This window comes from Micromonospora sp. NPDC005237 (assembly GCF_040607775.1).
Lineage (GTDB): Bacteria > Actinomycetota > Actinomycetes > Mycobacteriales > Micromonosporaceae > Micromonospora.
The window spans coordinates 115,596-134,968 of sequence record NZ_JBEXHJ010000008.1; the positions used below are offsets into that span (position 1 = coordinate 115,596).

Here is a 19,373-nt window from a genome sequence, read left to right on the forward strand (position 1 = left end):
CCACCCACCGCGCGACACGGGAGACGACCCTGAACACCGATCCGACGCAGCAGACCTCCTCCGGTCACCCGATCACCGGCTGGTGGACCGAGGCCGCCATCTACCAGATCTACCCACGCTCGTTCGCCGACTCCGACGGTGACGGCATCGGTGACCTGCCGGGCATCACCGCCCGCCTCGACCACCTGGTCGAGCTGGGCGTGGACGCGGTGTGGCTCTCCCCGTTCTATCCGTCCCCGCAGGCCGACGCGGGCTACGACGTGGCCGACTACCGGGACGTCGACCCGCTGTTCGGCACCCTCGCCGACGCGGACAAGCTGATCGCCGAGGCCCGCTCCCGCGGCCTGCGGGTGATCGTCGACCTGGTGCCGAACCACACCTCGTCGGCGCACCGCTGGTTCCAGGCCGCGCTGGCCGCCGCGCCGGGCAGCCCGGAGCGGTCCCGGTACATCTTCCGCGACGGCCTCGGCCCGGCCGGCGACCAGCCGCCGAACGACTGGCAGAGCGTCTTCGGCGGTCCGGCCTGGACCCGGACGGTCGACCCGGACGGCCGACCCGGCCAGTGGTACCTGCACCTGTTCGACACCGGCCAGCCCGACCTCAACTGGGACAACCCGGAGGTGCACGAGGAGTTCCTGGACGTGCTGCGGTTCTGGCTGGACCGCGGTGTGGACGGCTTCCGCGTCGACGTGGCGCACGGCCTCGTCAAGCAGGCCGACCTGGCCGACTGGCAGGAGCCCCAGGAGATCCTCTCCGGCAACGAGATCGACAAGCCGCGCCCGCCGATGTGGGACCAGGAGGGCGTGCACGAGATCTACCGGCAGTGGCGGCGGGTCCTGGACAGCTACCCCGGCGAGCGGGTGCTGGTCGCGGAGGCGTGGGTGGAGCCGGCCGAGCGGCTGGCCCGCTACGTCCGCCCGGACGAGATGCACCAGGCGTTCAACTTCGAGTACCTGCTCGCCGCCTGGACCGCGCCGGCCCAGTACGCGGTGATCACCCGCTCCCTGGAGGCGACCGACTCGGTGGGCGCGCCGACGACCTGGGTGCTGTCCAACCACGACGTCGTACGCCACGCCTCCCGGCTCGGCCTGGCGATCGGCGGCGGCCGGCCCAACGGCATCGGCATCGGCGACCCGCAGCCGGACGCCGCGCTCGGCCTGCGCCGGGCCCGGGCGGCCACCCTGCTGATGCTCGCCCTGCCCGGCTCGGCGTACCTCTACCAGGGCGAGGAGCTGGGCCTGCCCGAGCACACCACGATGCCCGACGAGGCCCGGCAGGACCCGACCTGGGCGCGCAGCGGGCACACCCAGCGGGGCCGCGACGGCTGCCGGGTGCCGATCCCGTGGGAGGCCGACGCCCCGTCGTACGGCTTCGGGCCCACCGATGCCAGCTGGCTGCCGCAACCCCCGTCCTGGGCGGAGTACGCGCTGGACCGGCAGCGCGACGTGCCCGGCTCGACGTACGAGCTGTACCGCACGGCGCTGCGTCTGCGCCGTGCCCACGGCCTGGGCCGGGGCACGCTGGAGTGGCTGTCCTCCAACGACGAGGTGCTGACCTTCCGCAACGGCGAGCTGACGGTGCTGACCAACTTCGGCGACACTCCGGTGCCGGTTCCGGCCGGCGCCGAGGTGCTCGCCGCCAGCGCACCGCTGGACGAGGGCGCGGTCCCGACCGACGTCACGGTCTGGCTCCGCGGCTGACCGGTCCGGTCGAGCCCTCTCCCGCCGCCGCGGCCTGCTCCGCTGCCGTTTGAATGGAGTCCGCCCCACCGCCCCACCGCTTTCCAGCGCCGGGCCGGTGGGGGGTCGGGGACGGGGACCGCTGCGCATCACGTCCTTTGCTCTGCTTCAACCGAGGCGACAGTCGGTGCCCTTATGTGTTGCGTGGGTTGAAGCAGAGCAAAGGCGGCGCTGGCACTACGCGGACCTGGCGGCCGCTGATCGGGTGATGAGAAGGAGGTCCAGGCCGCTCCGGAACAACCAGCCAACGAGCCGGCGCGGGTACGGTGCGAGGGCCCGTCAGAGGCGGTCGGCTCGGGTGTGCAGCAGGTCGTGCACGTTGTCGATGTCCGCCGGTGAGGTACGCGAGGCGAGCCAGTACATAATGCCGGTGGGAATGAAGAAGAGCTGGAACGCGGCCAGCCCGACGGCGAAGTTCAGCGGTGGCGGGAAGGCCGCGCGAAGACCCTGGAAGGCGACCCCGACCAGCCCGTTGCCGGCCGACCGGCCCACCCCGTTGACCAGGTTGCCGAGGCTGTAGACGGTCCCCCGGTGCTCCGGCGGGTTCACGTCGGCGATCAGCGCGAACCAGTTCGGCGAGTTCGCCGAGGTCAACGCGAGCGCCACCACGGCGGTGAGCAGGCTGAGTCCGACCGACGGCTCGGTGACCACGCTGGACAGCACCGCGCCGACCACCGCGCCGGCGCTGCCGCCGTCGGGCACGTCGATGGTCACCGGCACGAAGAACAGCACCAGGTAGAACGGCAGCGCGGCGAGGATGCCGACCGCCGCGACCAGGGCCCGACCGCCAGGGGTACGCCGCTGCACCGCGTCGCCGACCAGCCCACCCACGATGGAGAGCACCCCACCGAGCTGGAACAGCGTGGCGAAGACGCTGCCCACCACCACCGCGGTCGACTCCGAGTAGCCCTGGGCCTCGGCCCGTTCGGCGAACAGCACCGGCAGCCAGACCAGCGAGCCGAACGCCGCCTGCGCGGTCAGGCCCTGCAGGATCAGCCACCGGTTGGTACGCCGGGCCAGGATCCTCGGCACGTCGGCCCGACTGATCCGGTAGTCGTAGTCCGCGCCGGCGTCCAATGCGTCGGCCAGCTCCGGTTCGCTCTGGCCGCGCCGGACGTCGTAGGTGAACAGGTACGCCAGGGTGGCGGCCAGGCCCACCCCGGTCAGCAGCAGGAACGGCCGCCGCCAGTCGGCCGCGCCGAGCAGCCCGCCGAACAGCGTGCCGGCGAGCGTGCCGACGCCCTGGGAGAGCCCCCAGAAGCTCATCACCAGCCCGCGCCGGGTCGGCGAGATCAGGTCGGTGACCACCGAGAAGCCCACCGAGCCGACCGCACCGAGACCGACCGCCGCGACGAGCTGGGCGGCCAGGAACGTGAGGTACCCGCCGGCGAGCGCGCTGCCGCCGGTGCCCGCCGCCCAGAGCAGTGTGCCCACCATGAGCAGCGGTTTGCGGTTGCTCCGGTCCCCGACGTACGCCCAGCCGACCGCGGCCACCGCGCTGACCAGAAAGCTGACGGCGGTGACCAGCCCGAGCAGCCGCCCCGACACGTCGAACGCGCCGGCGATCGGCTTGTAGAGCGGTGGGACGAGCCCGATCGCCACGTTGTCGAGCGAGGCGAGCAGCACGAACACCACGACGCTGTACAGCCGGTGCGCCCGGCCGCCGCCCCGGCCACTCCGGCGCTGGCCGGGCCCGCCACTGGTCACGCTCATGACGGGCAGCCAACCAGACTCCGGTACGCAAGTCGCGACGCGGGTGGGTGCCGGTCGGCTCCCACCCGCGTCGACTCCGACGGTCAGCGGCGGTCGAGGACCAACCCGCGGGCGGCGGCGTACTGGTCACGGACGGCGGGGACGGGCTCCGCCGCGTACTCCTCGGTGCCCTTGACCTCCCACTGCGGCGGGGTCGGACCGCCGAGGGCGACCCAGGCGGCCTGGCGGGCGGCGCCGTCGGCGACGTACTCCCCGGCGGGCGGAACGACCACCGGGCAGCCGAAGACCTGCGGTGCGATCCGGCGGACCGCGGCCGAGCGTGCCCCGCCGCCGACGAGGATGACCCGGCGGACGGTGGCGCCCTGCGCGGTAAGCGCGTCCAGGCCGTCGGCGAGCGCGCAGAGCATGCCCTCCACGGCGGCCCGGGCCAGGTGCGCGGGGGTCGACGTGCGCAGGGTCAGCCCGTGCACCGCGCCGGTGGCCAGCGGACGGTTGGGCGTCCGCTCACCCTCCAGGTAGGGCACCATGACCAGCCCGTCCGCGCCGGCCGGCGCGGAGAGCGCCAGCTCGGCCAGCTCGTCCAGGTCGACGCCCAGCATCGTGGCGGCGGCGTCCAGCACCCGGGCGGCGTTGAGCGTGCAGACCAGCGGCAGGAAGCGGCCCGACGCGTCGGCGAAGCCGGCCACCGCGCCGCTCTCGTCGGCGGCCGGCACGTCGGCCACGCTGAACACCGTGCCGGAGGTGCCGATCGAGACGACCACGTCACCGGGACCGGCGCCGACGCCGAACGCGGCGGCGGCGTTGTCGCCGGTGCCCGCGCCGAGCAGCGCGCCGCCCCCACCCAGCTCGTCGGCCAGCGTGCCGGCCGACTCGGCCGGGCCCAGCACCTCGGGCACCACGAGCTGCCGACCGAAGGCCCGTTCCAGCAGGTCCGGACGGTAGGAACCGGTGGACGGGGACCAGTAGCCGGTGCCGCTGGCGTCACCCCGGTCGGTCCGCAGCCCCGCCAGCCCCGGCGCACCGGCCAGCCGCCAGGTCAGCCAGTCGTGCGGCAGGCAGACGGCCGCCACCCGTGCGGCCAGATCCGGCTCGTGCCGGGCCAGCCAGCGCAGCTTGGTGATGGTGAAGCTCGCCACCGGCACGCTGCCGGTGGCCTCGGCCCAGAACCGCCGCCCTTCCGAGCCGCCGCCGGCCTCCTCGATGAGGTCGGCGGCGGCGTCGGCGGAGCGGGTGTCGTTCCACAGCAGGGCCGGGCGCACCACCCGGCCCGCCTCGTCGAGGCAGACCATGCCGTGCTGCTGGCCGGCGACGGAGACCGCCGCGACGTCGGCCAGCCCGCCGGCCTCGTCGGCGGCGCTGCGCAGCGCCTGCCACCAGGCTTCCGGGTCGACCTCGGTGCCGTCCGGGTGCGGTGCCCGGCCCTGCCGGAGCAGGGCGCCGGTCTCCGCGTCCCGGATGACCACCTTGCAGGACTGGGTGGACGAGTCAACGCCCGCGACCAACGGCATGGCGGGGCCTCAGCGAGCGCCGAGCAGGTGCTCGACGGCGAGCTGGTTGAGCTGGACGAAGGCGAAGCCCCGCGCGGCCACCGCGTCCACGTCGACGTCCTCGAACGCGGACCGGTCGGCCAGGAACTCCTCGTAGCCCTCACCGTCGCCGAGCGTCGGCGTGTTCAGCTCGTCGACCTTGCTGGCGGCGAGCGCCTCGACGACCTCGGGGTCGGCGCGGAACGCCGCGGCCCGCTCCTTGAGCAGCAGGTAGGTGCTCATGTTGGCCGCCGCGGAGGCCCAGACACCGTCCATGTCCTCGGTGCGGGAGGGCTTGTAGTCGAAGTGCCGGGGGCCGTCGTAAATCGGCCCGCCGTTCGGGCTGCCGTTCTCCAAAAGGTCCACCAGGGCGAACGCGTTCATCAGGTCACCGTGGCCGAAGACCAGGTCCTGGTCGTACTTGATGCCGCGCTGGCCGTTGAGGTCCAGGTGGAACAGCTTGCCCTGCCAGAGCGCCTGGGCGATGCCGTGGGCGTAGTTGAGCCCGGCCATCTGCTCGTGGCCGACCTCCGGGTTGAGACCGACCATCTCCGGGTGGGCCAGCTGGGAGATGAAGCCGAGCGCGTGCCCGATGGTGGGCAGCAGGATGTCGCCGCGCGGCTCGTTGGGCTTGGGCTCCAGGGCGAACCGCATGGTGTAGCCCTTGTCGATGACGTACTGGGTGAGCAGGTCCACCGCCTCGCGGTAGCGGTCCAGGGCGGCGCGGACGTCCTTGGCGACGTCGTACTCGGAGCCCTCGCGGCCACCCCACATCACGAAGGTGCTGGCGCCCAGCTCGGCGGCCAGGTCGACCTGGCGCAGCACCTTGCGCAGCGCGAACCGGCGGACGTCGCGGTCGTTGCTGGTGAAGCCGCCGTCCTTGAAGATCGGGTGGGTGAAGAGGTTGGTGGTGACCATCGGCACCACGAGGCCGGTCTCGTCGAGCGCCTTGCGGAACCGCGCGATGCGCTGATCGCGGGTGGCGGCGTCGGCCCCGAACGGGATCAGGTCGTCGTCGTGGAAGGTGATGCCGTACGCGCCCAGCTCGGCGAGCCGGTGCACCGCCTCGACGGCGTCCAGCTCGGGACGGGTCGCGTCGCCGAACGGGTCGCGGGCCTGCCAGCCCACGGTCCAGAGCCCGAAGGAGAACTTGTCGGCGGGGGTGGGACGGGGTGCCATGAGCAACCTCCGGGGTGGTGGTGTCAGGTATTTGTTCAGCGATTGAATTATTTGCCCGCCCTATGGCACTGTCAAGGGGTGAGCCCCACCCACGCCCCGGCCGGCGCAGCCCGTCAGGGCAGCCTCCGCGAGCTCAACCTCGCCCTGGTTCTCGGCCGGATCGCCGCCGCCGAGCGTCCCCCGTCCCGGGCCGACCTGGCAACCGCCACCGGCCTGACCCGCGCCACCGTCTCGGCGGTGGTCGAGGACCTGCTCGCGGGCCAACTGGTCAGCGAGGCCGACCCGGCGCCCCGGGCGGGCGCCGGCCGCCCGGCCCGGGGGCTGGTCCTGGCCGACCAGGGCCCGGCCGGGCTCGGCCTGGAGGTCAACGTCGACTACCTGACGGTGTGCGTCGTCGATCTCGCCGGCCAGGTCCGGCACCGCACCGTGCACCGGGCCGACCTGCGCCCGGTCGCCCCCGCCGACGCGCTGGCCCGCCTCGTCGACCTGGCCCGGCAGGCCCGCGCCGACGCGGCCCGGCAGGGCCTCACCCTGGCCGGAGCCGCGCTCGCCGTACCCGGCCTGGTGGACGACGCCGGCCTGGTCCGGCTCGCGCCGAACCTCGGCTGGCGGGACGTCGCGGTCCCCGAACTGCTCAGCAGGCACCCGCCCCTGACCGAACAGGTGCCCGGCATCCCGGCCCTGGTGGTGGACAACGAGGCCAACCTCGCGGCGCTCGGCGAGCTGCACTCCCGGCCGCCCGGCCCGGCGAGCTTCCTGCACATCTCCGGCGAGGTCGGCATCGGCGCGGGGATCGTCCTGGACGGCGCGCTGTTCCGCGGCGTACGCGGCTGGAGCGGCGAGATCGGCCACCTCCCGGTCCACCCCGAGGGCCGTCCGTGCCGCTGCGGAGGGCAGGGTTGCCTGGAGCAGTACGCCGGTCAGGAGGCGATCGTGGCCGGCGCCGGCCTGGTACGGGCGGAGCTTCCCGCGGACACCGCGACGGCGCGGCTGGCCGAGTTGGCCGAGGCCGGTGACCCGGACGCGCTACGGGCGCTGCACGACGCCGGTACGGCACTCGGGGTGGCGGTGGCCGGCGTGGTCAACCTGCTGGACCTGGACACCGTGGTGCTCGGCGGCGGGTACGCCCCGCTGGCGCCCTGGCTGTGCCCGCCGGTGCTCGCCGAGATCGCGGCCCGGGTGCTCACCGCCGCCTGGTCACCGGTCACGGTCCGGCCCTCGACCCTCGGTCCGGAGGCCGCCGCCGTGGGCGCGGCCGGCTCGGTGGTACGGCGGATCGTCGCCCGCCCCGCAGGCTGGCTGAACCGCTCCGGCTGACGCGCTCCGGGCGTGCGTCGGTGCGGCTCGGTACGCTTGCCGTCGAGCAACTATCGGCAGGCGAGGAGCGCAGGAGCAGCATGCGTAGAGGTCGTCGGACGCCCGGCAGCGTCGGGCGGTGACCACGACCCGACGGGGCGGCATCGCAGGTCCGGTCGGCGGCGACTGGCAGGCGTCGCGACCACCGACCCGCCAACGCGGCGGCGGTGCGCTGCCGGCCGACTCGCCACTGGCCCGCGAGCTGCTCGACGGGCTCGCCGAGGCCGTGCTGACGACCGACGAGACCGGCCGGGTCACCCTCGTCAACGCCCGGGCAGCCCAGCTGCTCCCGGAGATCGTCGCGGGCGTCGAGCTGTCCGAGTGCCCGGTGGCGGCACCGGTCCGGGCCGTGCGGGACGGCACCGAGAGCTTCGACGCCGAGCACCACGGCCGGCACCTGCGGGGCGGTCGACGGCAACTCGCCGGCAGCCGGTACGCCTGGTACGTCCGAGACGTCACCGAGGAGCACGCCCGCACCGACGCCCTGCTGGCCGAACGCTCCCGCACCGCGTTCCTCGCCCAGGCCGGCAGCCGGCTCGGGCTGTCCCTGCACCGGGACCAGACGCTCCGCACCACCACCGCCACCCTCGCCGTGCCGTACCTGGCCGATGCCGCCGTGGCGCTGCTCCGGCCGCCCGCGCCGGCCGAGTCGCACGCGCGCTGGACGCGGTACGCCGACGGCGAGCCGGCTCCGGTCACCGGGGTGGCCGGCCCAGAGCTGACCGACGCCGTCCCCGGCCTCAGCGAGGCGCTCGACGGCGTACCCACCGAGCCGAGCCCCTGGCGGGACGCCGAGGCCGCGGACCTGAGCGCCGTGCTCCCACCCGGGTTCGGCCGGCCGGGCGCGCTGCTGGTCAGCCCGATGCCCGGTCCCGGGGGGTCAGCCGGTGCACTGCTGTTGGTCACCGCCGCCGGTTCGGTCGTCCCGGTTCCGGTCGGCGGGATGCCGGTCGGCGCACTGGCCGACGCCCGGTTCGCCGAGGCGCAGGTGCACCTCGACCCGGGCGACCTGCTCCTCGCGTACACCGACGGGGTGACCGAGGCGAACGGCGGCCCGGTCCACGCCGAGAAGTTCGGCGCGCACCGGCTGCGCGCCGCACTGGCCGCAGCGGCCGGGCTGCCTCCGGCCGCGCTGGTCGACAGGCTGCTCCAGGTGGTGGACGAGTGGCTGGGCGGGCAGGCTCACGACGACATCGCCGTGCTGGCGGTGTGCGCGTCGGCGCCGGCCTGAGTCAGGCGGTCCGGGCCACCGGCGGCTCACCGGTGGGCCATTCGCGCGGCGTGCCCACCGCCCGCTCGGGGCCGGTCTGCCACACCGTTCGGGTCGACCGCTCCGGGCGCTCCGACGAGTCCCCCGCCGGCCCGGTGGGCCGGTCCGGATCCCGCGGGTCCGCGTCGTCCGGCCAGTCGTCTCGCCCAGGCGGCCGGTCCCCGTCATCCGGCGCCGAGCCGCTTCGCGCCTGCTGCCGGCGGGCGGCCTCGTCGAACTCCCGCATCCCGCTCACCAGGGCGGTACGGCCCGCCGGAGTCATCGCCGCCAGCACTGTGGCAATTCGCTTCTGCCGGTCGGCGCGCAGCTCCGCGAGGAGTCGACGGGCCTCCGGGGTGAGGTGCAGGGAGATCTCCCGCCGGTCGAAGCGACCCGGCTCGCGCTCCAGCATGCCGGCCGCGACCAACCGGTCGCAGAGTCGGCTGGCGGAACTGAGCAACATGTCCAGGCGGGTGGCGAGCTGGCGTAGGTTGATCCCGTCGTGCTGCTCGACCACCATCACAGCCCGTAGTTGGGCTCCGGAGACCCGGCTGGCGGTCGCCTCGCGGGCGGAATCCCATACGCCCAGCAGGGCTCCCGCCGCCGCGTCCAACGCGGCAGCCATACTCGTCGCAGGGTCCGGTGGACCGTGTTCTTCGGCCATGGTGGCCCGAGACTACTCCGAAGCCACTGGTAGTCGAGCTTTGATCAAGGAGGCCTGATGAGTAAACCGGTCAATCGGGCACGTCGTACCCTGAACGAGACACCCGCCGACCTTCTCGTGGGCAGCATCGGGAAGATCTTCAAAGAGGCGTACGGGATCACCGAAGCGGAGCTGTACCAGGTCGACTACCGCCTCTCGGAGCTGTTGCCACTCACCGAGGGTGACTCCATCCGGGACGCCGGACACCCCGCCTGGCGGGCCTTCGACCACCAGGTGCCCCTGCTGGTCGACGGCACCGCCTGGGTGCCGGTCAGCATGCGCGGCGAACGGCGGGGCGTCCTGCGTCTCGCGCCGGTGGCCGACGACCCGGCAGTGCTCGGCGAGCTGGCCGACGTCGCCACCGCGCTCGCGCACGAGCTGGCGGCCGTCTCCGCCGGCACCGACGTCTACCGCGTCGCGCGGCGCAGCCAGCGGCTCACCCTGGCCGCCGAGATGCAGTGGGACCTGCTCCCCGGCCGCAGCCGGATCCGACCCTCGTTCAGCCTGGCCGGGCAGCTGGAGCCGGCGTACGCCGTGCGGGGCGACAGCTTCGACTGGGCCGACGACGGGCAGCGTCTCTGGCTCTCCACGGTCAACGGGACCGGTGAGGGTGTCGCGGCGTCCCTGCTCACGTCGCTGGCCACCCACGCGCTGCGCAACGCCCGCCGGGCCGGCCTCAGTCTGGGTGATCAGGCCGCCCTCGCCGACCAGGCCATCTACGACGAGTACCGGGGCAAGCGGCACCTCTCCGTGCTGTTGATGGAGCTGGACCTGCGCTCCGGGACGATGAGCGTGGTGGACGCCGGCTCGCCACGCCTCGTCCTGCTGCGGGGCGGAGAGGTCACCGAGCAACCGCTGGAGGCGCAGTTCCCGCTCGGCATGTTCGAGGCGACCGACTACCACGAGCAGACGTTCACGCTGGAACGCGGCGACCGGCTCTTCGTGGTCAGCGACGGCGTGGTGGAGGCCACCGGGAAGAACGTGCGCTACGGCGAGACGGCACTGGACCGGTTCCTGCGCCGGACGGGCCCGATGGAGCCACTGGACGCCGTGCGGTCGCTGATCGGTGACCTGCGCGCGTTCGTGGCCGGCGACCTCGTCGACGATGCCGTGGTGGTCTGCCTGGACTGGACCGGCCCGCAGGCGTGAGCGGCGGCGGTCAGTACGCGCCGCGGCTGTTCAGCACCGCGCCGGCGGTCTTCCAGAGGATGGTGAGGTCGGCGGCGAGCGACCAGTTCTCCACGTAGTAGAGATCGAGTCGGATGCCGTCCTCCCAACTCAGGTCGGATCGACCGCTGACCTGCCACAGCCCGGTCATGCCGGGCTTCACCAGCAGCCGCCGGGCCACGTCACCGTCGTAGCGGGCCACCTCCGAGGGCAGCGGCGGACGCGGCCCGACCAGGCTCATCTGGCCCAGCAGCACGTTGACCAGCTGCGGCAGCTCGTCCAGCGACCACTTGCGCAGCAGCCGGCCGACCCGGGTCACCCGAGGGTCGTCGCGCATCTTGAACATCAGGCCGTCGGTCTCGTTGCGGGTCGCCAGCTCGGTGAGCAGCGCGTCGGCGTTGACCACCATCGTCCGGAACTTGAACACGCCGAACTCCTGGCCGCCCCGACCCACCCGGACCTGCCGGAAGAGCACCGGCCCCCGGCTGTCCAGTTTGATGGCCAACGCGATGACCGCGATCAGCGGCAGCAGCAGCGCCAACGCCAGCGACGACGCCGACCGGTCGACGAACCCCTTGACCAGCTTGCGCGCACCACGGAACTCGGGCGCCTCGACGTGGATCAGGGGCAGCCCGGCGACCGGACGGGTGTGGATCCGTGGGCCGGCCACATCGGTCAGCGCGGGCGCCACGACGAGGTCGACGCCGGTCCCCTCCAGCTGCCAGCCGAGCCGACGCAGTCGGGCCGCCGTCAGCTCACCGGAGGCGGTCACCGCGACCGTGTCCGCGCCGATCGCGGTGGCGGCCTCCGGGATGCCCCGGAACGATCCCACCACCGGCACGTCACCGAGCCGCTGGGCCACCGGCGCGAGCAGCGCGTCGGGGATGCACGCGCCGACCACCTGATAGCCGGCGTACGGCTCCCGGCGCAGGGTGTGCACCAACTCCAGGACGTGTGCGGTGTCGCCGACCACGAGCACCTTGCGGGACCAGCCGGTGCCCTTCGAGCGGGCCCGGTGCAGGCGTTTGCGCGCGACGAACCGGGTCACCTCCAGCCCGACCGTGCCGACCGCGAACGAGATGCCGAGGAAACCACGGGAGACGCCGACGTCGGCGATGTAGCCGGCGATCGCGATCGCGCCGGCCAACCGCAGGCTCGCCGAGCTGACCCGCCGGTACTCGTCCGCCCCGTAGCCGACGACCCGGTCGTCGTAGCAACCGAGCGCCTTGAGGGAGATCAGCCAGGCCAGGACCAACCCCGGCGCCACCAGCACGTACGGGATCTTGGAGCCGACCGGCTCCTCGTCCCCGAACCGGCCGACGTACCCGACGAGCAGCGCGATGATGAGGATTGTGGTGTCCAGCACGACCAGGACCCGGACGTAGGACCGTTCGTCGGCGCGGGCCACCAGCCCGCTCGGCGGGCCCTCCGGCGTCGCCGAGGTGCTGGCGGGGGTCAACAGTGTCGCCGCGGTCACCGGCCCTCCCACTCTGCTCAGGACGGCCCCGGCCGACGAGTCGGACCGGAGGCGGACGGACGATGCCGGGACACGTCGACATCCTGCCTTGATAACTATGGCTGCCGATTGCTTCCGACGTATTGCCGTCACTTTTCTTCAACCCTGCGGCCATAAAAGGAACCCGCCGTACCGGCTGACGCGGTACGGCGGGTTTCTCCTGCTGTGCGGCCGGTCAGCGCGGCGCCGGGGGGCGGCGCGCGATGGCGGTGAGGAAGATGCTGCCGATCTCGTTCGGGTCCTTGGTGACGAAGACGTCGCCACCGGTCACCTTGGTGATCGACTCCAACTCGGTCTTGCTGACGCCCTCGCCGATACCGATCATGATGACCTGCACGGGCCGCTCCGGGTCCGCGACCTGCTTGAGCTTGGCGAGCAGTTGCCCCTGGCTGAGGCCGTTGTCGTCCTCGTTCTTGCCGTCGGTGAACAGCACGATGGAGTTGACCCGGCCGGGCTGCCAGTCCTCCTGCACCGCCTGGTACGCGGCCAGCATGGTGTCGTAGAGGCCGGTGTCACCGCTGGACGGCTTGATGGTGGCGAGTGCCCCCTCCAACTGCGCCCGCTGGCCGGAGAGCGGCCCGATCGGGACCAGTTGCCGGTAGTCCCGGTTGCCGACCAGCTTGGTGGAGAAGGTCCACAGGCCGATGGACCAGGAGTCGTCGAAGAGTCCCAGGCCGCGGCGGGCCGCGTCCACGGTGACCTCCTCCCGGCTGCGGTTGTTTGCGCTGGGCACCAGGTCCTTCATCGAGCCGGAGACGTCGATGACGGCGAGCATCCGACCCGACTGGGTGGCGATCGACCAGCTGGAGACGACACGCTGTATCGCGGCCGGGTCCAGGCCGCCCGCCGCGGTGCCGCCGGCCGCCGGGGCGGTCGACGCGCCGCCGGCCGGGCTCGGGGCGCCCTGCGGCGCGTTGAAGCCGGCACCCCAGTTGCCGTCCGGACCGCGCAGCGACTGCGCCGCCAGCCGGTCGCGGAACTTCGGGGCGGTGAGCAGCTCGAACAGCACCTTTGCCGCCGCCGCCTTGGTCGGCTCGATGCCGGGCAGCACCGCGTACGGATAGTCCAGCGGCATCGGGGCCGGCTCCATGTAGAGCGCGGCGAGCGGCACCGGGGGCTTCTTGCTGTTGTAGGCGATCACGTCTTCTTCGGAGAGCGCCGCCGCACCGAGCGCGCTCGCGATGGACGTCGGGTCCGTGGCGGTCGGGAAGCGGGCCAGCAGGTCGTTGCGGAGCGAGGAGCGACCCGTGGCCAGCGCCCGAAGCGCGCCGACGGTGTTGCGCTGGGCGTCCCCGCCGGCACCGCTGGCGGCCGTGGTCAGCGAGAGCAGGCCGGACAGGCCGGCCGCGTCCCGGGTCGGCTCGACGATGCCGGTACGCAGCGGCTTGCTGCTGTTGACCTGCTTGAGCAGATCGGCCCAGGTGAACTTGGCGTTGGGCCAGCCCAGCCGCGTGGCCACCGGCTCGGGCATCGCCACGACGACGGGGCTGCGCGCGATGGAGGCGCCGTTGGTGGGCGCGAACGCCGTGGCGTCCTTCTTCAGTCGCAGCAGCCAGGTCGAGGAGTCCGGCACCCAGACGTCCGGAGTGACCGCCGTGCCGCTGGCCTGGCCGACGCCGGCCAGCACGGCACCGTGCTTCGCGGCCACCACGGCGGCCACGTCGACCGGGTCGGACGCCGAGACGTCCACCCGGATGCAGGTGGGGCCGACCGCGGCGCCGTCCTTGACCCACTGGGACGCGGCGGCGTCCACGGCGGGCGCCAGCTCGGAGGCGACCGCCACGGCGAGTCGGATCTCTCCCGAACAGCTGGGCTGGACCAGCTCCTTATAGCCGAACCAGACGCCGGTGGTGACGACGAGAACCGTCGCCGTCGCGGCGGCGGCTGCTAGATGAAGTTTTGTACGCATGCGATGGCGGCCTGCTGACACGCTGACCATCTTGCGTATTAGGTGCCGTCTCTGCCACATCCGTTCGGACTAAAGTTACGCAGGAGAAACAGTTGATCACCAATTAGCAACAGAGTGTGACGAGGCGGCCCCACGGCGTTGCCAAACCGGTTTCCCTCTCACGTCCGGTCCCGCCGCCGACCGACTCACGGCAGCACGCAGGTCGGGCTCGCCACCGGGACGGGCTCGCCGACCGGGGCCGGGATGCCGGTGCTCGCGTCCCGCCGGAAGGCCCGCACCATGTCCGCCCGCTCGTCGGCCACGTACAGGTGCTCCCCGATGAGGGCGAAGTGTCGCGGCCACTCACCGCCGGTGTCCACTTCGGCCACCAGATCGGGCAGCTCACCGGCCAGGTCGAAGACAGCGATGGTGCCGACCCCGCGGTTGGCGACGTAGAGGAAACGGCCGTCCGGGTCGACCGCGACCTCCGACGGCTGGACGTGGCCCGCTCGCTCACTCGCCTCGACCCGGCCACGCTGGTGCAGTGCCCCCTCGTCGGTCACCTCGTACGCGGTGACCGAGGCGTCCAGCTCGCCGACCAGATAGCAGCGCCGGCCGTCGGGATGGCGGGCCAGGTGCCGGGGCCCGGTGCCGGGCGCCGTCCGCATCCGCGGACCGCGCGGCACCAGCCGCCCGCTCGCGCCGTCCAGGTCGTACCGGTAGACCGAGTCGGTGCCGAGGTCCACCGCGAGCAGCGGCTCCCGGCCCCGGCCCGGGGAGACCATGTGGGCGTGCGCCCGGTCCTGGCGTTCCGGGTCGGGGCCGTGCCCCTCGTGCACCACCAGATCGGTGCGCTCGCCGGGCACGCCCTGGGCGTCGAGTGGGAAGACCGCGACGCTGCCGCCGCCGTAGTTGGCCGCCACCAGGTGGTCACCGTCGGGCAGCACCGCCAGGTGACAGGGCTCGGCGCCGCCGGTCGACCGACTGCCGAGCGCGTCCAGCGCGCCGTCCGGCCCGACCTGCCAGGCGCTGACCTCCCCGTCGGTCAGCTCGTTCACCGCGTAGAGCACCGGACGGGTGGGGTGCCGCACGAGGAACGACGGTGACGGCGTGACCGCCACCGTGCCGAGGGGGGTCAGCGCCCCGGTGGCCGGGTCCCGGTGGGCGGCGACGATGCCGCTGCCCCGCCCTCCGCTCTGCGCGGTGTAACCCCCGATGTGGACGATCTCGCCCTGACCAGTCACGCTGCACCCCTTTGCCGGCATCCTGGAGTAGATCCAACCAGAGCTGCCCGCGAAGCCGACCCGCTAACCGGCTTTCCGAGGACCGGATCGGCCCGCCGATCCCGCGTCGGCGGGCCGACGCCAGGCCGCCCGCCCGCGGCGGGGCCGGTTCAGGCGGCCGGCACCGGCTCACCGCGCTGCCGGGCCACGTGCTCGACCAGGGAGATCAACACCAGCTTACCGGACTGCCGGTCCCGGGCGTCGCAGAGCACCATCGGCACGTCCGGATCCAGGTCGAGCGCCCGGCGTACGGTCTCCAGCTCGAACCGACGGGTGTCCTCGAAGCAGTTCACGCCCACCACGAACGGGATGCCACGCTGCTCGAAGTAGTCGATCGAGGGGAAGCAGTCGGCCAGCCGCCGCGTGTCGGCGAGCACCACCGCGCCGAGGGCGCCGAAGGCCAACTCGTCCCAGAGGAACCAGAACCGGTCCTGGCCGGGGGTGCCGAACAGGTACACCTGAAGGTCGTCGTTGATGGTGATCCGGCCGAAGTCCATCGCCACCGTGGTGGTCGACTTGCCCTCCACCCCGGAGATGTCGTCGGTGCCCACGCCGGCGTCGGTCAGCACCTCCTCGGTCTGCAACGGTCGAACCTCGCTCAACGCGCTCACCAGCGTCGTCTTGCCGGCACCGAAGCCCCCGGCGATGAGGATCTTCAGTGCCAGCGGGACGGTGACCGAGGTGCCCGCCTGGTCATAGCGCACGGAGTCCACTGACCACCGCCTTGAGGATGTCGTCGTCGGGAAGGTCGCTGCCGGCCGGCGGCTCGTGCACCGCGACCAGCCCCTGAGCGAGGAGGTCACCGAGCAGCACCCGGATCACGCCGACCGCGAGGTCCAGCTCGGCCGCCAGCTCGGCCACCGACACCGGGCGACCTGCCAACGTGACCAGCCGCCGGTGCTCCGGCGGCAGCTGCGGGTGAGCCGCCAGGTCGAGGTCCGAGCCGGCCAGCACGAACGCGACCAGGTCGAACCCGTCGGCGGCCGAGCGCACCCGGCCGCCGGTGAGCGTGTACGGGCGGACCACCGGGCCCGCGTCGCCGTCCAGCCACTCGTGCTGGGGGCCGGGCGGCTCAGCCCGCATCACCGGCATCCGTCACCGGTCGGGCGGCGGCGGTGAGGTTCTCCCCCACGCGAATGACCAGCATCGCCATCTCGTACGCGACCAGGCCGATGTCCGCGTCGGCGTCGCTCACCACGGCCAGGCAGGCACCCTGCCCGGCGGCGGTGACGAAGAGGTACGCCGACTCCATCTCCACCACCGTCTGCCGGACCGGACCGCCGTCCACGTGCCGGCTCGCGCCCCGGGCCAGGCTGGAGAAGCCGGCGGCGAGCGCGCAGAGGTGCTCGGCGTCGGAGCGCTCCAGCTCGGCCGAGGCGCCGAGCAGCAGCCCGTCGGCGGAGAGCACCACCGCCTCCCGGGCGGCCGGTACCCGTTGCACCAACTCGTCGAGCAACCAGTCGAGGCTGGCGCTCTGCTTCGTCGTTTGCCGCACTAGGCGTCCCTCTCAGTCGCGGTCGGAGGTTCGGAGGCCGTCGGAGGCGCCGGAGCCGGGCCTGCCACAGCTGGGCCTGCCACAGCCGGGCCTGCCACAGCCGGGGTCGCGCCCGCGCGGTTCGCCGGAGCGGGCGTGCCGGGTGCACCGCGCCGAGCGGCCGAGCCCGGGGCGACGACGGTGGCCCGGCCGCGTGCGGTGCCGGCCTGGAGAGCCGCCATCACCCGGCGTACCTCCTCCGGCGAACGTGGCGTCGGCGCGTCGGTGACGGTGGACCGGGGCAGGGCGGTGGGGGTACGCCGTCGCACCCGGCGGGGCAGCCCCTCCAGGTCGTCAATCGTCCCGTCGGAGGACGACTCGCCGTTGGCGCCCGGCGCGTCCGCGCCCGCCCCACCGGCGCCCGGTCCGTCGGCGGACGGGCGGTCGGGCGTCGGGCCCGTGGGTAGGGCGAGAGTGGGCAGGTCATCGGTGGCGGTCGCGGCCACGGCTGGGCTGGTACGGCCGGCGCGGGGCCGGGGCACCGCGCCTCGGCGCACAGGTCGGGCCAGACGCCGGTCGCCCGCGGTGGCGGCCAGCGTGGCCGGGTCGGGGCCGGCCGGCGGCTCGGTGGTGACCAGGTCGGTGGGGACCAGCACCACGGCGGTGACGCCGCCCGCCTCGGAGGGCCGCAGCCGTACGCGGACGGCGTGCCGGGCCGCCAGCCGGGCCACCACGAACAGGCCGAGTCGGGCACTCTGCGCCGGGTCGAACTCGGGCGAGCTGGCCAGCCGGGTGTTGGCGCTCTCCAGCGCGGCGGCGGACATTCCCAGCCCCTGGTCGGTGACCTCCAGGACGTACCCGTTGGCGACCTGCTCCCCGCTGATGGTCACCCGGGTGTCCGGCGGGGAGAAGGCGGTGGCGTTCTCGACCAGCTCGGCGAGCAGGTGGATGATGTCGCCGACCGCCCGACCCAGCACGCCGACGGGCTGCACGCTGGTGATGTCCACCCGGTCGTACGCCTCGACCTCGCTGATCGCCCCACGCACCAGGTCGACCATCGCGACCGGGTTGCGCCACCCTCGGCCCGGCGCGGAACCGGCGAGAATGACCAGGTCCTCGGCGTGCCGGCGGAGCCGGGTGGCCAGGTGGTCCACCTGGAACAGTTGGGCCAGCTCGTCCGGGTCCTCGGCGCGACGCTCCATCCGGTCCAGCAGGTGCAGCTGCCGGTGCACCAGGCCCTGGCTGCGCCGGGCGATGTTGAGGAACACCTCGTTGAGCCCTCGGCGCAGGGTGACCTCGTCCACGGCGGCTTGGACGGCGGTGCGCTGCACCTCGGTGAAGGCCCGCCCGACCTCGCCGATCTCGTCGTTGCCGTACTCCAGGGGTGGCGCCTCCCGGGCGACGTCGACCTGCTCGCCGCGGCGCAGTCGGGTCACCACGTCCGGCAGCCGGTGCTCGGCCAGCTCCAGGGCGGCGGTACGGACCCCGCTGAGTCGCCGGACCAACGTGCGGCCGACCCGCAGCGCCACAAGCACCGAGACCACCACGGCGGCGAGCCCGAGCACACCGGCGGCGGCCAGCCGGACCAGGATCCCGACGGCCATCGGCACCGAACGGTCGGTGAGCCCGTCGGCCTCGGCCAGCTCGAAGTCGCGCAACTGCTGCTGTACCTCGTCGTGGCTGGTCTGCCACGACGCCGCGTCCACCGGTGGCCGACCGGACCCGTTGGCCCCGATCAACGCGTCCTGCATCGCGCGCAGGCTGGTGAACGCCGGGCTCTCGGTCAGTCGCTGGTACGCGGTGCGCCCGGCCTCGGGCAGGTCGGCCACCGCGCTCTCAGTGAGCCACCGCTGGTTGCCGATGGCCTGCACGAGCAGGGCGTGCTCCCCCTCGGCGAACTTCCCGGCGGTCAGCACACCGGCCAGCATGGCGTCGGTCTGGCCGAGCAGCTCCCGGGAACGGCCCAGCGTGGTGAGGGCCAGCGCCTGTCGATTGATGGCCGGATCGTTCAGATTCGCCATCGCGGAGAACGCCTGGAAGGCTGCCGAGACCATGCCGCTGTAGAGGCCGAGGGCCCCGGCGCGGTCCATCATGCCGTCGTCGATGAAGTCCCGTCCGGTCGGCAACGCCGCCAGGGCGGTGACCAGCCGGTCGACCCGGTCCTCCAACAACTCGTCGGCGGCGTCGCGCAACTCCTCCCCGTCGACCCGGCGACGCAGCTCGGCGACCGCCCGATCCGTACGCTGGCGCTGCTCGGCCAGGGCGGGCAGCTCGGTGGTGCCGGCGAGCTGCACCACCGACAGTCGACGCTCGCGTTGCAGCTCGGTGACGACCACCTCGCCGGGGCGGCCCAGGTCGTACAGCAAAGTGCGCGCGGAGAGCAGGTTCAGGGCGGGGCCGAACGTCAACGTCGTCGCGAAGATCCACAGCGCGAGGAGCGCGGTCACCGGGGCGACGACCAACGCGGTCAGCTTCGAGCGGATCGGCCAGTCGCGGGTTCTCATCAGACCTCGCCCGTACAGGGGTGGCAGGAGGGGCGCCGGCACCGCCGGGCAACGCGCTCGCCGGTCGCGCACCCGG

General features: G+C 73.4%; 15 protein-coding genes. 4 read left to right on the forward strand and 11 right to left on the reverse strand.

Features of this window, described 5'->3' with window-relative positions; genetic code table 11:
- Nucleotides 1-29 precede the first annotated feature (29 nt).
- Nucleotides 30-1,700: a glycoside hydrolase family 13 protein gene (locus tag ABZT87_RS22485; RefSeq protein ID WP_355138227.1), complete on the forward strand. Its 1,671-nt coding sequence runs from the start codon at nucleotides 30-32 to the stop codon at nucleotides 1,698-1,700.
- Nucleotides 1,701-2,018: 318 nt separating this feature from the next.
- Here the strand turns inward: ABZT87_RS22485 and ABZT87_RS22490 are convergent, their stop codons facing one another.
- From ABZT87_RS22490 to xylA, 3 genes are all read right to left on the reverse strand, one after another.
- Nucleotides 2,019-3,452, reverse strand: coding sequence for an MFS transporter (locus ABZT87_RS22490; RefSeq protein WP_355066086.1), 1,434 nt, complete (start codon nucleotides 3,450-3,452; stop codon nucleotides 2,019-2,021).
- 83 nt (nucleotides 3,453-3,535) lie between these two features.
- Nucleotides 3,536-4,960, reverse strand: a complete 1,425-nt coding sequence (gene xylB, locus ABZT87_RS22495) for a xylulokinase (RefSeq protein ID WP_355066084.1) — start codon at nucleotides 4,958-4,960, stop codon at nucleotides 3,536-3,538.
- A 9-nt stretch (nucleotides 4,961-4,969) separates the two neighbouring features.
- Nucleotides 4,970-6,157 carry a xylose isomerase gene (gene xylA, locus ABZT87_RS22500; RefSeq protein ID WP_355137906.1) on the reverse strand — a complete coding sequence of 396 codons (1,188 nt, stop codon included), beginning with the start codon at nucleotides 6,155-6,157 and terminating at the stop codon, nucleotides 4,970-4,972.
- A 78-nt stretch (nucleotides 6,158-6,235) separates the two neighbouring features.
- On the opposite strand from xylA, the gene ABZT87_RS22505 reads away from it, so the two are divergent.
- Nucleotides 6,236-7,474 carry an ROK family transcriptional regulator gene (locus tag ABZT87_RS22505; protein ID WP_354857006.1) on the forward strand — a complete coding sequence of 413 codons (1,239 nt, stop codon included), beginning with the start codon at nucleotides 6,236-6,238 and terminating at the stop codon, nucleotides 7,472-7,474.
- A gap of 118 nt (nucleotides 7,475-7,592) precedes the next feature.
- On the forward strand, nucleotides 7,593-8,744 hold the full coding sequence (locus tag ABZT87_RS22510) for a SpoIIE family protein phosphatase (RefSeq protein WP_355137908.1): 1,152 nt from the start codon (nucleotides 7,593-7,595) through the stop codon (nucleotides 8,742-8,744).
- A 1-nt stretch (nucleotide 8,745) separates the two neighbouring features.
- On the opposite strand, the gene ABZT87_RS22515 is transcribed toward ABZT87_RS22510, so the two are convergent.
- Nucleotides 8,746-9,387: a MarR family transcriptional regulator gene (locus ABZT87_RS22515; protein WP_355137910.1), complete on the reverse strand. Its 642-nt coding sequence runs from the start codon at nucleotides 9,385-9,387 to the stop codon at nucleotides 8,746-8,748.
- Nucleotides 9,388-9,483: 96 nt separating this feature from the next.
- Here ABZT87_RS22515 and ABZT87_RS22520 point away from each other — a divergent pair, with 96 nt between their 5' ends.
- Nucleotides 9,484-10,614: a PP2C family protein-serine/threonine phosphatase gene (locus ABZT87_RS22520; protein WP_354857003.1), complete on the forward strand. Its 1,131-nt coding sequence runs from the start codon at nucleotides 9,484-9,486 to the stop codon at nucleotides 10,612-10,614.
- 10 nt (nucleotides 10,615-10,624) lie between these two features.
- Here ABZT87_RS22520 and ABZT87_RS22525 read toward each other — a convergent pair whose 3' ends face one another.
- The 7 genes from ABZT87_RS22525 to ABZT87_RS22555 all read right to left on the reverse strand — a co-directional run bounded on the left by ABZT87_RS22525 (nucleotide 10,625) and on the right by ABZT87_RS22555 (nucleotide 19,297).
- Entirely contained in the window at nucleotides 10,625-12,109 is a 1,485-nt protein-coding gene (locus ABZT87_RS22525; RefSeq protein ID WP_354857002.1) for a sugar transferase, read from the reverse strand.
- A gap of 214 nt (nucleotides 12,110-12,323) precedes the next feature.
- Complete coding sequence (locus ABZT87_RS22530) at nucleotides 12,324-14,078, reverse strand: substrate-binding domain-containing protein (protein WP_355066074.1); 1,755 nt, start codon at nucleotides 14,076-14,078, stop codon at nucleotides 12,324-12,326.
- A 164-nt stretch (nucleotides 14,079-14,242) separates the two neighbouring features.
- Nucleotides 14,243-15,280 (reverse strand): lactonase family protein, encoded by a 1,038-nt coding sequence (locus ABZT87_RS22535; RefSeq protein WP_354856998.1) that lies wholly within the window; start codon nucleotides 15,278-15,280, stop codon nucleotides 14,243-14,245.
- Nucleotides 15,281-15,429: 149 nt separating this feature from the next.
- A complete protein-coding gene (locus ABZT87_RS22540) occupies nucleotides 15,430-16,032 on the reverse strand; it encodes an ATP/GTP-binding protein (protein ID WP_234582070.1) in 603 nt (200 codons plus the stop codon).
- Nucleotides 16,013-16,402, reverse strand: a complete 390-nt coding sequence (locus ABZT87_RS22545; protein WP_354856996.1) for a DUF742 domain-containing protein — start codon at nucleotides 16,400-16,402, stop codon at nucleotides 16,013-16,015. Before ABZT87_RS22545 ends, ABZT87_RS22540 begins: the two co-directional genes overlap by 20 nt.
- Nucleotides 16,392-16,814 carry a roadblock/LC7 domain-containing protein gene (locus ABZT87_RS22550; protein ID WP_354856994.1) on the reverse strand — a complete coding sequence of 141 codons (423 nt, stop codon included), beginning with the start codon at nucleotides 16,812-16,814 and terminating at the stop codon, nucleotides 16,392-16,394. The genes ABZT87_RS22545 and ABZT87_RS22550 overlap by 11 nt, the downstream gene beginning before the upstream one ends.
- Nucleotides 16,814-19,297: a nitrate- and nitrite sensing domain-containing protein gene (locus ABZT87_RS22555; protein WP_355137912.1), complete on the reverse strand. Its 2,484-nt coding sequence runs from the start codon at nucleotides 19,295-19,297 to the stop codon at nucleotides 16,814-16,816. Before ABZT87_RS22555 ends, ABZT87_RS22550 begins: the two co-directional genes overlap by 1 nt.
- Nucleotides 19,298-19,373 lie beyond the last annotated feature (76 nt).

What these genes read in the sequence shown, in the direction of transcription:
- ABZT87_RS22515 (WP_355137910.1), bottom strand. Translation starts at nt 9,387, where the DNA reads ATGGCTGCCGCGTTGGACGCGGCGGCGGGAGCCCTGCTGGGCGTATGG.
- ABZT87_RS22520 (WP_354857003.1), top strand. Translation starts at nt 9,484, where the DNA reads ATGAGTAAACCGGTCAATCGGGCACGTCGTACCCTGAACGAGACACCC.
- xylB (WP_355066084.1), bottom strand. Translation starts at nt 4,960, where the DNA reads ATGCCGTTGGTCGCGGGCGTTGACTCGTCCACCCAGTCCTGCAAGGTG.
- ABZT87_RS22555 (WP_355137912.1), bottom strand. Translation starts at nt 19,297, where the DNA reads ATGAGAACCCGCGACTGGCCGATCCGCTCGAAGCTGACCGCGTTGGTC.
- xylA (WP_355137906.1), bottom strand. Translation starts at nt 6,157, where the DNA reads ATGGCACCCCGTCCCACCCCCGCCGACAAGTTCTCCTTCGGGCTCTGG.
- ABZT87_RS22490 (WP_355066086.1), bottom strand. Translation starts at nt 3,452, where the DNA reads ATGAGCGTGACCAGTGGCGGGCCCGGCCAGCGCCGGAGTGGCCGGGGC.
- ABZT87_RS22545 (WP_354856996.1), bottom strand. Translation starts at nt 16,402, where the DNA reads ATGCGGGCTGAGCCGCCCGGCCCCCAGCACGAGTGGCTGGACGGCGAC.